This window comes from Sphingomonas hominis (genome assembly GCF_013328205.1).
In the GTDB taxonomy this organism is placed as follows: Bacteria; Pseudomonadota; Alphaproteobacteria; order Sphingomonadales; family Sphingomonadaceae; genus Sphingomonas; species Sphingomonas hominis.
Window position 1 is genome coordinate 223889 of record NZ_JABULH010000001.1, and the last position, 14865, is coordinate 238753.

At 65.8% G+C, this 14865-nt stretch carries 16 protein-coding genes; 6 read left to right on the top strand and 10 right to left on the bottom strand.

Annotated features, from left to right (window positions below; genetic code table 11):
* Positions 1 to 35: 35 nt before the first annotated feature.
* Positions 36 to 734, top strand: coding sequence for an SDR family NAD(P)-dependent oxidoreductase (locus HRV97_RS01150; protein WP_174191868.1), 699 nt, complete (start codon positions 36 to 38; stop codon positions 732 to 734).
* A complete protein-coding gene (locus tag HRV97_RS01155) occupies positions 724 to 1668 on the top strand; it encodes a 50S ribosomal protein L11 methyltransferase (protein ID WP_174191869.1) in 945 nt (314 codons plus the stop codon). Before HRV97_RS01150 ends, HRV97_RS01155 begins: the two co-directional genes overlap by 11 nt.
* Positions 1669 to 1686: 18 nt before the next feature.
* Here the strand turns inward: HRV97_RS01155 and phhA are convergent, their stop codons facing one another.
* Entirely contained in the window at positions 1687 to 2556 is an 870-nt protein-coding gene (gene phhA, locus HRV97_RS01160; RefSeq protein WP_174191870.1) for a phenylalanine 4-monooxygenase, read from the bottom strand.
* A 25-nt stretch (positions 2557 to 2581) separates the two neighbouring features.
* On the opposite strand from phhA, the gene HRV97_RS01165 reads away from it, so the two are divergent.
* Positions 2582 to 3223 (top strand): TIGR02117 family protein, encoded by a 642-nt coding sequence (locus HRV97_RS01165; RefSeq protein WP_174191871.1) that lies wholly within the window; start codon positions 2582 to 2584, stop codon positions 3221 to 3223.
* Positions 3224 to 3243: 20 nt separating this feature from the next.
* Here the strand turns inward: HRV97_RS01165 and HRV97_RS01170 are convergent, their stop codons facing one another.
* The 4 genes from HRV97_RS01170 to HRV97_RS01185 are packed head-to-tail and all read right to left on the bottom strand — an operon-like array spanning position 3244 to position 5898.
* The gene (locus tag HRV97_RS01170) at positions 3244 to 3618 is read right to left on the bottom strand and encodes a hypothetical protein (protein WP_174191872.1); all 375 of its coding nucleotides are present in this window, start codon (positions 3616 to 3618) and stop codon (positions 3244 to 3246) included.
* A gap of 7 nt (positions 3619 to 3625) precedes the next feature.
* On the bottom strand, positions 3626 to 4237 hold the full coding sequence (locus HRV97_RS01175) for an SOS response-associated peptidase family protein (RefSeq protein ID WP_174191873.1): 612 nt from the start codon (positions 4235 to 4237) through the stop codon (positions 3626 to 3628).
* Between the two features lie 9 nt (positions 4238 to 4246).
* On the bottom strand, positions 4247 to 5710 hold the full coding sequence (locus tag HRV97_RS01180; protein ID WP_174191874.1) for a hypothetical protein: 1464 nt from the start codon (positions 5708 to 5710) through the stop codon (positions 4247 to 4249).
* On the bottom strand, positions 5707 to 5898 hold the full coding sequence (locus HRV97_RS01185) for a hypothetical protein (RefSeq protein WP_174191875.1): 192 nt from the start codon (positions 5896 to 5898) through the stop codon (positions 5707 to 5709). The genes HRV97_RS01180 and HRV97_RS01185 overlap by 4 nt, the downstream gene beginning before the upstream one ends.
* Before the next feature lie 289 nt (positions 5899 to 6187).
* Between HRV97_RS01185 and HRV97_RS01190 the strand changes: the two genes are divergently transcribed.
* The gene (locus tag HRV97_RS01190; RefSeq protein ID WP_174191876.1) at positions 6188 to 6460 is read left to right on the top strand and encodes a BrnT family toxin; all 273 of its coding nucleotides are present in this window, start codon (positions 6188 to 6190) and stop codon (positions 6458 to 6460) included.
* Positions 6420 to 6701: a BrnA antitoxin family protein gene (locus HRV97_RS01195; RefSeq protein ID WP_174191877.1), complete on the top strand. Its 282-nt coding sequence runs from the start codon at positions 6420 to 6422 to the stop codon at positions 6699 to 6701. Before HRV97_RS01190 ends, HRV97_RS01195 begins: the two co-directional genes overlap by 41 nt.
* A 17-nt stretch (positions 6702 to 6718) precedes the next feature.
* Here HRV97_RS01195 and HRV97_RS01200 read toward each other — a convergent pair whose 3' ends face one another.
* The 3 genes from HRV97_RS01200 to HRV97_RS01215 all read right to left on the bottom strand — a co-directional run bounded on the left by HRV97_RS01200 (position 6719) and on the right by HRV97_RS01215 (position 11417).
* Positions 6719 to 7591, bottom strand: coding sequence for a Kiwa anti-phage protein KwaB-like domain-containing protein (locus tag HRV97_RS01200; RefSeq protein WP_174191878.1), 873 nt, complete (start codon positions 7589 to 7591; stop codon positions 6719 to 6721).
* Positions 7592 to 8128: 537 nt separating this feature from the next.
* Positions 8129 to 11038 carry an excinuclease ABC subunit UvrA gene (gene uvrA, locus HRV97_RS01210; protein ID WP_174191879.1) on the bottom strand — a complete coding sequence of 970 codons (2910 nt, stop codon included), beginning with the start codon at positions 11036 to 11038 and terminating at the stop codon, positions 8129 to 8131.
* A gap of 94 nt (positions 11039 to 11132) precedes the next feature.
* Positions 11133 to 11417, bottom strand: coding sequence for a hypothetical protein (locus tag HRV97_RS01215; protein WP_174191880.1), 285 nt, complete (start codon positions 11415 to 11417; stop codon positions 11133 to 11135).
* A 232-nt stretch (positions 11418 to 11649) separates the two neighbouring features.
* Here HRV97_RS01215 and HRV97_RS01220 point away from each other — a divergent pair, with 232 nt between their 5' ends.
* Positions 11650 to 11829 (top strand): hypothetical protein, encoded by a 180-nt coding sequence (locus HRV97_RS01220; RefSeq protein ID WP_174191881.1) that lies wholly within the window; start codon positions 11650 to 11652, stop codon positions 11827 to 11829.
* Positions 11830 to 11887: 58 nt separating this feature from the next.
* Here HRV97_RS01220 and HRV97_RS17745 read toward each other — a convergent pair whose 3' ends face one another.
* Together HRV97_RS17745 and HRV97_RS01230 are read right to left on the bottom strand one after the other, a co-directional pair.
* Entirely contained in the window at positions 11888 to 12703 is an 816-nt protein-coding gene (locus HRV97_RS17745; RefSeq protein WP_343044435.1) for a type IIL restriction-modification enzyme MmeI, read from the bottom strand.
* A 25-nt stretch (positions 12704 to 12728) separates the two neighbouring features.
* Entirely contained in the window at positions 12729 to 14768 is a 2040-nt protein-coding gene (locus HRV97_RS01230; protein WP_174191883.1) for a DNA methyltransferase, read from the bottom strand.
* Positions 14769 to 14865 lie beyond the last annotated feature (97 nt).

Here is a 14865-nt window from a genome sequence, read left to right on the forward strand (position 1 = left end):
TTGCTGCGCGCACGACCGCGTTCTAGACGCGCGTCATGACCAACGTCCTTCTTACCGGTTCGAGCCGCGGCATCGGCGCGGCGATCGCCAGCGCGCTGACCGCTGCTGACAGCAACGTTGTCGGACACGGGACCGCCAGCGGCATCCCGGCCGACTTCGCCGATCCGGCTGCCCCCGATCGACTGTGGCAGGCGGCGCTCGACCAGTTGGGCGGGCGTATCGACGTGCTGATCAACAATGCCGGCGTGTTCGAGGCCAATCCGCTCGACGGCGATGATGACGCGTGGCTGGCGGGGTGGGAGCGGACGATGCAGGTCAACCTGACCGCATCGGCGATATTGTGCCGGCGCGCGGTCAAACATTGGCAGCAGCGCGGGTGTGGGGGCCGGATCGTTAACGTGGCGAGCCGCGCGGCATATCGCGGCGACAGCCCGGCGCATTGGCATTACGCGGCGTCAAAGGCCGGCATGGTCGCAATGACCAAGACGATCGCGCGCGGTTATGCCGGGCAGGGTATCCTCGCCTTTGCGATCTGCCCCGGGTTTACGATGACCGGGATGGCGGAGGATTACCTGGAAAGTCGTGGTGGCGACAAATTGCTCGCCGACATCCCGCTCGGCCGCGTGGCGATGCCGGAGGAGGTGGCGGAAACGGCGCGGTGGCTGGCGCTCGACGCGCCGGCGTCGATGACCGGGGCAGTGCTCGACGTGAACGGCGCCAGCTATGTCCGGTGAAATCGAGAGCTGGCGCGTGACCTTGCCGTGTACGCGCGCGGAGGCGGAGGCGATCGACGCGGCGGACGACTTGGCGATCGACGCGGTGCTGATGACCACCGAGGAGGTCGAGGACGATCGCGAGCGCTGGCGGCTCGACGCTTATTGCGAGCACGAACCCGATGCTGGCGTGATCGCCGCCTTGCGCGCGCTGGTGCCGAGCGCAGGCGATACAGCCCCGCTGGTCGAGCCGCTGATCGCGCAGGATTGGGTAACCATGAGCCAAGCTGGTTTGGAGCCGATCCGCGAGGGACGCTTTGCCGTACACACCAGCGCGCATCCGATCGCCGCGCCTGCGGGCGGTCGCGCGTTCCTGATCGATGCGGGGCAGGCGTTCGGGACCGGGCACCATGCGACCACCGCGGGGTGTTTGGCGATGCTCGACGGATTGGCCGAGCGGTCGTTCGCGCAAGTGATCGATCTGGGGACGGGGACGGGGTTGCTCGCCTTTGCCGCGCAGCATCTGTGGCCGACCGCGGCGGTGACCGCGACCGATATCGACCCGGCGGCGATCGTGGTGACGCAGGAGAATGCGGCGGCGAACGGCGTCGCGGGGCTGCGGCTGGTGGTGGCCGATGGCGCGCTGAGCGATGAGATCGCGAGCCGGGCTCCTTATGATTTGTTGATCGCCAACATCCTCGCCGGACCGCTGATCTCGATGGCGCCGGAGGTGGCGGCGATCGCGGCACCGGGTGCGGCGATCGTGCTGGCGGGGCTGCTGGAGACGCAGCGGAGTGAGGTGGTCGCGGCGTTCGAGGCGTGCGGGTGCGTGCTGGAGGCGGTTGACCGGCGCGGTGATTGGACGATCCTGCGGCTGCGTGCCGGTGCGGAGCGCTACGTTCCGAGCAAGCCGATCGACCCCAAGGGTCGGGACGGCTGGGCGCTCGACCTTTAGGCGAGCGCCCCCTTCCGGTCAGGTTGCCTTGCTGCGGGCGTAGTCCTGCGTGCCTGTCGTCAGCATGCGATCTTCGGGCACGATCTGCGCGACGGGGATGTCGGGTAGCTGCTTCAGTTCGGTGTAGAGCGGCGCAAAGTCGGTTTCGACCGTAGCGCGGAGCAGTTCGTCGAAGCTGGGGATGACGAAGTAATTCTGCTGGAAATCGTCGATCCGGTACTCGGTTCGCATGACGCGGGCGAGGTCGAAGGCGATGCGGTTGGGGCTCGGATCGTCGAGCGCGAAGCGGCTTTCGGAGGCGGAGGAGACGATGCCCGAGCCGTAGATGCGCAGGCCGTCGTCTTCCTGGATCAATCCGAACTCGACCGTGTACCAGTAGAGACGCCCGAGATACTTCAGCGCATCCATGCCGAGCGCGCGCTGCCCGCCCTTGCCATAGGCTTCGAGGTAATCGGCGAACACCGGGTCGGCGAGCATCGGTACGTGGCCGAAGACGTCGTGGAAGACGTCGGGTTCCTGCAGATAGTCGAGCTGATCGGGGCGGCGGATGAAGTTTCCGGCGACGAAGCGGCGATTGGCCATGTGGTCGAAGAACACGTCGTCGGGAACGAGCCCGGGCACGGCGACGACTTGCCAGCCGGTCAGCTTCATCAGGCGATCGGAAAGTTCGGCGAAGTCGGGGATGCCTGGTTTATCGAGGCGCAGCACGTCCAGCCCGCGCAGCCAGGCGTCGCTGGCGCGGCCGGGCAGCAGTTTCGACTGGCGGGCGAACAGTGTGTCCCAAGTTGCGTGTTCCTCGGGCGTGTAGGTCGCCCAATTCTGCGCGATCGTCCAATCGGCGGAGGCGTCGGCGGGCGGGGCGGTCAGGACGTGCGTTTCCTCAGTCATGGGCTTGTTCTAGCATGAGCGGGTGATGCGCCAAGTCCGTCGTCTTTCTTTCGTGTTGCTGGTTGTGCTAGCGAGCTATCTCGTCGCGGGTCTGGTCGGGGCGGCGTGGGCGGTCAACCGCGACTGGCGTCCCCCGGAGCAGGGTGTGACGATCTGGGTCGAGGACAATGGCATCCACACCGATCTGGTCATCCCCAAGCACGCGGCGGGGGTGGATTGGCGACCGGTTTTCGCAGGCACAGCGTTGCGTGAGCCGGGTTACGCGCGGTTCGCTCATGTTGCGGTGGGATGGGGCGAGCGCGGGTTTTTCGTCGGCACACCGACGTGGTGGGATCTGAGGCCCGGTACCGTGTTCGCGGCGGCGCTGGGGAGTGACGACACCGTGCTGCACGTCGAGCATGTCGCGCAACCGGTGGTGGGCGAGCGGGTGCGGGCGGTAGTGTTGACGCCCGCGCAGTACCGGGCGTTGGCGCGGGTGGTGCGCGCTAGTCTGGCAGCGGGTGATCCGGTCCGCGGTTATGCCGGGCATGATGCGTTTTATCCGGCGCATGGGCGCTACGATGCGCTCAACACCTGCAATGCGTGGACTGGGCGCGCGCTTGCCCGAGCCGGGGTGCGGGTGGGGCGGTGGACCCCGTTTTCCGCACCCGTGAGCTGGTGGCTCTGACCCGATGCGCGCGCAGTTGGTCAGTTGGCGGCGCCCGTCTGGTTGGCGATCTCTCCGCGGGTGGCGGCGAGCGTGGGGGCGGGACCGGTGGCGGGGCGGAGCGATTCGCGCTCGCTTTCCGGCACGGCGGCGGTCGGATCGGGGCGGAAGTCGACGGGCGCGCGGGTGGTGCCCGGCGTCGGCGCGCTGGGCTTGAGGTCGGGGGCGGGGTGTTCGCCACCGCTGGTGCGCTTGTCGAGAAGTTTGTCGAACAGGCCGAAGCGCAGCGCACCGAACAGACCGGCAGCGACGGCACCGATGCCGGCGGCGACGGCGACGCGGCTGGTCTTCTTGACCGGCTTGTCGGCGGGTTTGCGGTTCGCGCTGCGGCGGGTTGCGGGATTGTTCTGGGTCATGCGCGGGTCAACTTACGGACAAGGCTGGCGTTCCGTCGACGCGTGCGGGCAACAGCGTGCCCGCAGGAGCGGGGCGGCAGAGTTCGGCGGAGGGCGCTGAGCCATCGAGCCAGCGGCTCCAGTCGGTGCGGTCGAGCACCACGACCTGACGATCGTGGTAGGGGGCGATATCGGGTCCGGGTTCGGCCGTGAGCATCGAGAAGGCTTCGCCGACCTGATCGTCGTGTTTCCACACACCGGCGATACAGAACCAGGAGTGGCGGGCATGGGTGAAAATCCACTTGGTCTTGCGCTTCTGACCCGGTGGGGGTGCGGTAAATTCGTAGAAGCCGTCGACCGGAATGAGGCAGCGTCCGCGCGCGATGTTTCGGCCGTCGGAGCGGTAGTTGTAGACCGGCTTTCCGTGCGCACCCGGCCAGCTCCAGCGGCGGGTGACGAGTTCGGCCTCGTTGCTCCCTTCCTCGACCGCGCGGACGATCACGGTCGCGTCGGTGATGCGGACCGAGGGGAGCGGCGCCATGTTGGGCGCGCCTTCGGGAAAACGCAGCGGGATGCGGAGGTGGGCGAAATCCTCGCGTAACAGGCCGAGGTCGATGCGGCGGGCGGCTTCGTTGCACATCGGGTGATACTAGCCCGGCGCGCAAGCGCGGGCGAGCATCACCCGATCGGCCAGCGGTGCATTCGCACCGGCTGACGACGCGGCTTTGCCGCGGCGCTGTTTCCGATTGAGTTTGGCGGGCGGGGCAGCGGGCGCATGCGGCGGCGGTGGCTGGTGGGTGTCCGATGACGGTGAGACGGTCGCAGCGGGCGGTTGGATGGCAGCGGGGTGGGTCGGGGCAGGCTCGGCGATCGGCTGATCCGGTTCGTCATGCGCGGCGACGGCGGGGTGGGTCGATGGTCCGAGCGGCGCAGGCTCGGCGTGATCGTCGCAGCCGGGGACGATCATCGGCGCTTCGCCCGCTTCGTCGTCGCTGGGGTGCACGCGTTCGGGCGTGTCTGGCTGCTCGCCATCGTCATCCGGGTCGAGCCGGGCGGCGTCGGCGAACCAGGCGTCGCGCGCGCGGCCTTCGGTGATGTGGCGGACGGCGGATTGGATGTGGTGGGGGCGTTCGAGCTGCTCGATCTCCTCGTCGTCGAGTTCGCGCTGATAGTCGGGGTCGCCCCACTCGCCGTCCTCCTTCCCTAAGAAGAAGTCGGGCGGGGGGAAGCGGGTGCGCCAGGCGTCGGCGTCGTCGCACCACCAGACGGGGTCGGGGCGGTCGGCGGGGCTCAAAAACTCGGGCAGGTTGGGGCGAAGTGGAGGAAGTGGAGGTTCACACGCGCTTTCCGCGCGCGGCGGGGGTGGGGCGAGCGCGACGAGGCCGGCGGCCTCGGCGCGGGTCCATTGCTCGGCGCTCCACGCGGCGCGGTTGGCGGGGTCGAGGTCGGCGACGGACACCTCGGCGGCGTGGGCGGCGCGGGTGCGCAGGTAACGGTCGGCGCGGGCGAGTGCCAGGACGGGGGCGAGATCGGCGCGCGTATTGCTCTCGCCGTCTACCGTCTCGGGCGCGAGACGGGTGCCGAGGAACAGCCCGGCGCGCGCGGGCGCGGCGTGGGTGCCGAGCAGGTCGAGGAAGGCGTCGAACTCGCCCGCGACGAGCCGCGCGGCGGTGCCGTGCGCGCTGGCGGAGGCGGCGTCGGCGAAGCGATCGAGCCGGTGGAGCATGTGGGTCGCGAGGCGATTGTCGTGGCGATAGCGGGTGACGGTGGAGCCGTCGGCGCGGGTGATCGTCTCCTCCTGACCTTCCAATGCGCGGGTGAGGAGCGTGTCGGCGAGCGCCTCGCGCGCCAAGAGCCGCGCGCCGTCCCAGGCGAGCGCGAAGGCGGCACCGTTGGCGCGGCGGCGCAGCGCGTAGGCGGAGGAGACGGCGAGGCCGACGCGGCGGCACGCCTGCTCGACGGTGTCGCCGCCGGCGATCCCCTCGACGAAGGTGCGCTGGCGGTCGGGGGTCCAGCCGTCGTGGCGACCGGGGGGCGGGGTGGGCTCGGCGTGCGCGTGGACGGCGGGTGGCTGACCGGCGGCGGGCAGGCGGGCGGGGGTGAGCAGGGTCATCGGCGGCACAGCCCACCCGAGCGGAACAGCGCCTCCATCGCGCGCGCGGCGGCGATGTGTTCGGGCGCGAGGGGTGCGGTGGCGATGCGGCCGGCGTCGACGTGCGCCTGCCACTCGCGCCACGGCTGCTCGCCGCTGTCGGGGGAGGAGTCGATGGGGAAGGCGGGGTAGAGCGGTAGCGTGTCCATGCGCGTGGGTCCCGTTGGTTGGGGGGACCGGGGAGATAGGCAGGGATGGCGCGTGTAGGACAGCGGCCGGCGCGGCGAGCCGGTAGCGAAGCTACCGACGAGCGAACGAGCGCCGGCCCGGCCAGCGGCGCCAGCAGCGCCGACTGACGACGCGGCTTCGCCGCGGCGGGGCTTGGTTGTTCCTACCTTGGCAACATCGCCGCCAGCGCGACGCCCGAAGGCGCGGCTTTGCCGCGGCGGCACGACAACCCACTTGCCAGTACGATTATCGTAGTTACATATTGGTCATGTGGAAATCAGCTTCGATCCCGAGAAGCGTGCGTGGACGCTGGCCGAGCGGAAGCTCGACTTCGCCGATGCCGTTCGGGTGGTGGAGGGACCGACGCTGACGCAGGAGGATGACCGGTTCGATTATCCCGAGCCGCGTTATCAGACCTACGGCTGGTTGGGCGGACGCATGGTGATGTTCGCGTGGACGCCGACAGCGGAAGGCATCCGCGTGATCTCGATGAGGAATTGTCATGACAAGGAAACCCGCCGCATCGCTCCCCGTCTGGGATGACGACGATCTACCAGAGTGGACCGACGATCAGCTCGACCGCGCCGAGTTCTCGATCGGCGGCAAGGTGGTGCGCCCGGCGATCGGCACGCTGACCAAGGCGGGCCGCCCGCCGCTGGGGGCGGCGGCCAAGCGTCAGGTGACGCTGCGGCTTGATCCGGATGTCATCGAGCGGTTTCGCGAGGGCGGGCCGGGGTGGCAGGGGCGGATGAACGAGGCGTTACGGAAGGCGGTGGGACTGTAGTCAGGTTTGCAGCATCCTTAACTCAATCTGAGTTTCGAGTTTGTCATAAATGTGAATGCCCCCAATCGAGACTGATAAATACCATGATCAAGAAAGCGAAGCAGTGTTTTTAGCTTGGCTTTGTCTCTTGGAAGGAGGATTTTATCATCTACTAAACTAACTTCGACTTGCACACTCTGTGCTGCGGCGACGATCTCGGCCGTTGTAATTCGATGTAAGATGCCAGAGTCTGAGACGGCGGACACCAGTTTTCGAGTGGTTTGTGTAATATTTGAAAGTATGTGGTTGATGTCTTCAGCAACAACCATATTAAGCTGCGAGAAAGCAATTACCTCTTGATCAGAGGCGATAGTGTAATGTGAGAAAACATCAAAAATACGTTTAAGGATCGTAAAGTTTTTAAACTTTACTAACCCATTCTCAATGATTGCGTCAATTTTACTGCCAATCGAGAATGCCGGCCCAGTGAGCCGAGTGAAGGTATTCCCTTCCAAAAGGACAAGCGCCATCGCTCTTTGAGCTAGCCTTTGATGAGCAAAAAAATACTGGATGTACAATGTCTCATCGACCCCATCAGCAGCGAATGCTATTGCTCTAATATTTTCATTTTGAAAATCGTTCGGATCAATTTCGGTCAGTGAGAGTGGGCCGGCCCTGACCGTATCCATTAGCGCTGTGATCTCCTCATTAAGCGGTAATGTTAGAATTTGATCATCGTCCGGTTTCCAATCGCGACTAAAGGTTACTTCTTCATCTATGCCTTGGTGAAAGTTGGCATAGTAGGCGCTAAAAAGCTCGGCGAGTTGCGACTGTACGTCATGGCTGACCCGAACGCGCCTAAGATCGGCGGAGCCACGCTGGCCGACGAGTGCGTAAAGATTGTTAGACATCTCTATCCTTTAAACTCGATCAGTACGTATTCGGTAAGTTGCCTGACTTTGATTGTCCCCAATGCAGACCGCAGCTGCCTTTTTGTCAATAGGGCGTAAGTTATACCGTTACTTGCAGTGACGCGATAAGCGTGCCACTTTAGCATGCCAAGTAGAGGACTATAATGGTAGTTGTAACCGGTCGCCGTTATAACGCCAAAGACAATTATAATTGGCGCCCATAAAGACCAGTTTAAGTCTGATATCTTGTCGGCGAATAACGGGGATATATACAGAAGAAGAAGGGAGAAGTTTTCGCGGTCGGCTGTCTCGGCGGAAGAGATGTCGACGGAGACTTCTTCAACCAAAGATCGTGCTTTATTAAGTAAAGTTATACAAGCGACGATCATAATAGCGCAGATGCAGCCCAATCCCAATGACAATCTTTTGTCCTGACTCCAAAAGGCCCAAGCATAAGTGAAAGCAACTGGGGCTAAGGCCGTAAGGGTAAGGATGAAGCGCGCGGCTGCGCTGAACATTGCACGCTCCTAATTTGGCCTATTCTGCTGCTACTGGTACTACAGCCCGCTGCTTAAGCAACGGCGCGAGGTAATGCCCGGTGAAGCTTCCCTTCACCTTGGCGACCTGCTCGGGCGTGCCTTCCGCCACGACGCGGCCGCCCTTGACGCCGCCTTCGGGTCCCATGTCGATGATGTGGTCGGCGGTCTTGATGACGTCGAGGTTGTGCTCGATCACGACCACGGTGTTGCCCTGTTCCACCAACGCGTGGAGCACTTCGAGGAGCTTGCGCACGTCCTCGAAGTGGAGGCCGGTGGTCGGCTCGTCGAGGATGTAGAGCGTGTTGCCGGTGGCTCTACGGGCGAGTTCCTTGGCGAGCTTGACGCGCTGCGCCTCGCCGCCCGAGAGCGTGGTCGCCTGTTGGCCGACCTTGACGTAGCCGAGGCCCACCTCGACCAGCATCGCCATCTTGTCGCGGATCGGGGGCACGGCCTTGAAGAACTCGGCCGCGTCCTCGACCGTCATGTCGAGCACGTCGGCGATCGAATGGCCCTTGAACTTCACCTCCAGCGTTTCGCGGTTGTAGCGTTGGCCGTGGCAGACGTCGCAGGTGACGTAGACGTCGGGGAGGAAGTGCATCTCGATCTTGAGCACGCCGTCGCCCTGGCACGCCTCGCACCGCCCGCCCTTCACGTTGAAGGAGAAGCGGCCGGGTTTGTAGCCGCGCGCGAGTGACTCGGGGAGGCCGGCGAACCAGTCGCGGATCTGCGTGAACGCGCCGGTGTAGGTCGCGGGGTTGGAGCGCGGCGTGCGGCCGATCGGCGACTGGTCGATGTCGATGACCTTGTCGAGATGCTGCAGCCCGGTGATCTTGTCGTGCTTGCCCGCGAGGATGCGCGCGCCGTTCAAGGTGCGGCTGGCGGCGGCGAACAGCGTGTCGATGGTGAAGCTCGACTTGCCCGAGCCCGACACGCCGGTGATGCAGGTGAAGGTGCCCAAGGGGATCGACGCGGTGACGCCGGTCAAGTTGTTGGCGGTGGCGTTGTGGACGGTGAGCTTCTTGGCCGAGCCCTTGCGGCGTTTGGCGGGCACGGGCACCTCGCGCACGCCGTTCAGGTAATCGGCGGTGACGCTGCCCTCGGTCGCCAGCACCTCGGCCAGCGTGCCGGCGGCGACGACCTGCCCGCCGTGGACGCCCGCGCCCGGCCCCATGTCGATGACGTAGTCGGCGGTGCGGATCGCGTCCTCGTCATGCTCGACGACGAGCACGGTGTTGCCGAGGTCGCGTAGGCGGCGCAGCGTGGCGAGCAGCATGTCGTTGTCGCGCTGGTGAAGGCCGATGCTCGGTTCATCCAGCACGTAGAGCACGCCCGACAGCCCTGAGCCGATCTGCGACGCGAGACGGATGCGCTGGCTCTCGCCGCCCGATAGCGTGCCGCTGGTGCGGTCGAGGTTGAGATAGTCGAGGCCGACGTTGTTGAGGAAGCCCAGGCGCTCGACGATTTCCTTGAGGATCCGCTCGGCGATGGCGCGCTGCTGATCGCCCAGGTGGTTGGGCAGATCGGTGAAGAAGGCGAGCGCGTCGACGACCGAGAGGTGGGTGGCGTGGCTGATGTCCTGGCGTGCGATCTTGACCGCGAGCGCCTCGGGCTTGAGGCGTGCGCCGTGGCACGTCTCGCAGGGCTGGGCGGACTGATATTTGGACAGTTCCTCCTTCATCCACGCGCTCTCGGTCTGGAGCATGCGGCGGTTGAGGTTGCCGATGACGCCCTCGAACGGTTTCTTGACGTCGTAGGACTTCTTGCCGTCGACGAAGGTCAAGGTGACGGGCTTGCCGCGGGTGCCGTGGAGGATGGTCTTCTGCACCTCGGGCGGAAGCTCGCCCCAGGGGGTGTCGAGCGCGAAGTCGAATTCGCGCGCGAGCGAGCCGAGCACCTGCATGTAATAAGGCGAGGGCGGGTTGGACTTGGCCCAAGGCACGACCGCGCCTTTCTTAAGCGACAGTTCGTGGTTGGGGACGACGAGGTCCTCGTCGAAGATCAGCTTCTCGCCGAGGCCGTCGCACGCGGGGCAGGCGCCCTGCGGCGCGTTGAACGAGAACAAGCGCGGCTCGATCTCGGGGATGGTGAAACCCGAGACGGGGCAGGCGAACTTTTCCGAGAAGACGATGCGGCCGTCGGGAGCGTGATCGCCGAGAACGGCGCTCTGCGGCGTGCGGGGTTCGACAGGGTCGGCGGGGTCGACATAGGCGAGGCCGTCGGCGAGCTTCAATGCGGTCTCGAAGCTCTCGGCCAGGCGGGTGGCGATGTCGCCGCGGACGACGAGGCGGTCGACGACGACCTCGATGTCGTGCTTGAACTTCTTGTCGAGCGCGGGGGCTTCGTCGATCTCGTAGAGCTCGCCGTCGATGCGGACGCGGGTGAAGCCCGCCTTCTGCCACTCGAGCATCTCCTTGCGATACTCGCCCTTGCGCGCGCGGACGACGGGGGCGAGCAGATAGAGGCGCGTCCCCTCGGGCAGCGACATGACGCGGTCGACCATCTGGCTGACCTGCTGCGCGGCGATCGGCTCTCCGGTGGCGGGCGAGTAGGGCACGCCGACGCGCGCCCAGAGCAGGCGCATGTAATCGTAGATTTCGGTGACGGTAGCGACCGTGGAGCGCGGGTTGCGGCTGGTGGTCTTCTGCTCGATCGAGATCGCGGGGCTGAGCCCCTCGATATGGTCGACGTCGGGCTTCTGCATCAGCTCGAGAAACTGGCGCGCGTAGGCCGACAATGACTCGACGTAGCGGCGCTGCCCCTCGGCATAGATGGTGTCGAAGGCGAGGCTCGATTTGCCCGAGCCCGACAGCCCGGTGATGACGGTCAGCGTGTCGCGCGGGATGTCGACGCCCACGTCCTTGAGGTTGTGCTCGCGCGCGCCGCGCACCGAAATCGTCGTCAAAGCCATGTGGGGCGTTCTACCTTCGTTCCGCAGCGGATGCCAGTATGCGGGAGATAGTAACGCGGGAAGGGGCTTGCGAGGTTCGTGGGCGGGTGGAGGTTTAGTGGAAGAGGCCGACCGCACCCTCCGCCCAGACGAGCGCGACCGCGGCGGTGACGGCGGCGATGGCGAGGCGGCGCGCATGGGGGCGGTGGAGGAGGCGCGTCGCGACGTCGACCGCGAGGCCGAGCGTGCCGAGCAGCAGCGCGGCGGCGGCGAAGTCCGAGGTGGTCCAGTTGACCTCGGGCGTGAGGCGCATCGCGATCAGCGGGGCGATCAGGAGCGCGGCGAAGGCGAGCCACATCGCGCGACGCGCGTGTGCGAGCGGGGCGGGGGCGGTGACCATGGCGAAGCCTTTCGAACGGACGTGCGGGCAACGGTGCCACGGCGCGGGCGCGCGGGGAAGCGGGCGCGTGAACGCGGGTTGCCGGGCGCGCGCGGGGCGAGCTGCGCCCCGTTCAGCGGTGAGCGGTGATGCGCGGTGTGGGGGCGCTGATGCAGGTGAGCGCGATTGGCGAGTCCGCCGTGCGGAGCGCCACGCGTCGCGGCGCGTTGAAGGGCCAAGGAGTGCGACTGACATGAGCGACCTGCCCCCACGCAAGAACCCCGGACCCAAGAGCCGCGCGCGCTTCCTGACGGTGACGCTGATCGTGCTGGCGTTGATCGCGGTGATCTTCATCGGCACCAACATCAACCACGTCAAAAGCGAAGACGACCGCCCGATGGGCGAGGACCGGCCGAGCCCGACGGCGCGGTGAGCGGTGGCGGGCCGCACGGACGCGGGGCAGCGGCGGGCGGTGTGAGGCCGGGCGCGTGTCAGGGAGCGCCCGGCGGACCGGCGTCATCGCGCGGCGGCGCGTCGGGCGCGGGCGGCGGCGACGTGTCGGCCGTGTCGGCATCGGAGCGGGTGCGGCGGCGGGCGACGCGGCGGTTCTGGCGCGCGCCGTCGTTGCCGAGCGGATCGACCAGCCGCTGGTAGAGCGTGAACAGATGTTCGACGCGCTCACGGTCGGAGGCGAAGGGCGCGCGGCGATAGAGCCGGTCGACCGCGAGGTCGAGTTCGCGATGCGCGCGGCGCAGCTCGGCGGGCATGGTGTCGGGATCGTAGAGGTCGGCGAGCGTCGAGGTCGCGTTCTTGGGCAGCGCGCGCGCGTCGAGCACGGCCTGTGCCAGCGCCTCTACCTGCGCGCGTTGCGTCGGGGTGGCGTCGGGCCAGGGAAAGGTGTTGTAGACGACGCCAACCGAGTACATGTAGTCGCTTTTCATGCGGCCAGTGATCTGCCGCATCCACGCCATGTGCATCCGGCTGGTTAGAATACCAAATTGCCATGTGGATGCATTTGCGAGAATACGTAGCTTCTGATTGGCGATTACGTCCGGCGAGAGCCATCCTATCGGAACATATTCACGTCGCTCTGAACTGGTATTGGGTATTACAAGGTAGTCAGTGGAAAGTCGTTCATCAACACCAAGCCGTAGCGGATCATCGGCCATCTTGACAGTGCTTAGGCGGGAACTGCTGGCTCGATAATCACGAACCGACGAGACGCGCTGCCGCACGAGTGGCAGTTGGCGAAGTTGCGCGGGAGTAGCCTCAGCCAAATAGAGTATCCAGCGATGAAACCCATTTATATATTCATCGCCACCGACGAACCGTCTAAATAGGGGGGGCCGCTTCCGGTTCTTCTGTCAAAAAGCGTGCACGTTCTGTGCTATCGAACGTGTAAAGACCGTTGTCGATCATTTGAACGCCGGTTTTTGCTTTTGCTGCGCCGTTGATGGGGCGACTTTCCTCCTTGATAACGAGATGTCGATCGACTTCTCTGGCTTCGAATAGATAAGCCGTTAATGCGCTATGGCGCGTTTCTGCTGGTTCGCCTTTACCATCGACGTAGCTGTAAAGCCGCTTTTCCGCGGGCTCGTTGCCGCGCGGGGCTAGGCCGACGATGACGCAATGAACAGCGGCGCGTCCGGGCCAGACGAAGGTGCGGTGCGCGAATGCGATCTCGACCCCGGCACGGAACAGCGTCGGCCATAGCTGCGCCACCTGTTCGCCCTGCACGATCGAGTTGGTGGACACGAAGCCGAGGTGCGCATCGTGCGGCGCGACGTAGTGCGCGCCCTTGATGAACCAGGCGGCGACGTAATCGAGCGTGCCGCCGCTGCCCGGCAGCGCGGCGAGGCGGCGGACCTGTGCGCGTTGCTGCTCGGTCTGATATTTGGCGCCCACGAACGGCGGGTTGCCGAACACGAAGCTGCATCGCTCGGCGGGCAGCACCTCGTTCCAGTCGATTTCCAGCGCGTCGGCATGGCGGATGCCGGGCGCGGTGACGAGCGGGATGCGCGCGTAATGCTGGCCGAAATCCTCCGCCAGCCGGGTGTTGGCGATGTGGTCGGTCATCCACAGCGCGACCTGCGCGATCATGGCGGGAAACTCGTCGATCTCGATGCCGAAGAAACGGTCGACGTTGAGGCGCGAGAGCAGCGACACGTCGGTGACGAGCTCGACCTGGCCGTTGACGGTGAGCAGCTCCTTCAACAGCTCGCGTTCGAGCTCGCGCAATTCGCGGTAGGCGACGACGAGGAAATTGCCCGCGCCGCACGCCGGATCGAGAAAGGTGAGCGCGGCCATGCGTTCGTGCAGCGACCTGAGGGCGCGCTCGCGGCCCGAGCGGAGCGCGCGGGCGCGGTCGAACTCGGCGCGCAGATCGTCGAGGAACAGCGGCTCGATCACCTTCAGGATCGCCTGTTCGGGGGTATAATGCGCGCCCTGGCGGCGGCGGGTGACGCGGTCGATCACGCTTTCGAACAGCGACCCGAAGATCGCGGGGCTGACCTCTCCCCAATTAAACATGCTGGCATCGAGCAGCATGTCGCGCATCGCGTGGTCGAACGCGGGCATGTCGATGCGTTCGCGGAACAGCTCGCCGTTGAGGTAGGGGAATTCGGCGAGATCGGCGTCGAGCCCGCGCTGACGCCGATCGGGCGGGGTGTCGAGCACCTGGAACAGCTCGCCCAGCCAGCGGCCGAGATCGCGGCCGTCGGCGGCGGTGCGCTGTTCGAGGAAGGTGAGGAACTGGTCCTTGCGCTCGAAGATGCCGGTGTCGTCGGCGAACAGGATGAACAGCAGGCGGACGAGCAGGCGTTCGAGCGCATGGCCGGTGTAGCCGTCGGCGGCGAGCGCATTGTGGAGCCGGCCCATCAGCTCGGACGCGCGGCGGTTGACGGGCGACTGGTTGCGGAACAACCGCGGCTGAACGCCGATGATGAAGCCGAACGCCTCGACATGGCGTTTGAGGTCGGCGAGCGGGAAGCGCCATTCACGGCGGGTTTCGAGATCGACCAGCTCGAACCGCTGAAAATCGCACACCATCATGTAGCGCGGGCGCTGCACCTCGGGCAGCCAGGAATAATAATCGAGCGCCTGGTCCATCGCGCGGGTGAGATCGCGGCCGATGCTTTTCTGCTCGGCGATCAGCGTGCCGGGCCAGAACAGGTCGATGAAGCCGTTGGAGCGCCCGGCATCGAGCGCGCGGACGCGTTGTTCGTACACCGCGACCTGTTTGCGCGGCACGCCGAAGATCGCGAAGAATTCGTCGTAGAAGCTTTGCGTCTGGCCTTTCTCGTAACCCTTGCCGGCCCAATCCTCGCTGAAACGGGCGGCGTTGGCGCGGATTTCGGGCCATGAAAGGCGCATGCGGGGGTCCTGTGGCGGGTAAGCGGGCGAACGGGGTGTACCGGGCCGGGGCCTGCGTCGATAGCGAAACCGTTCACGGGTGTAAGAAGCCGCGTTG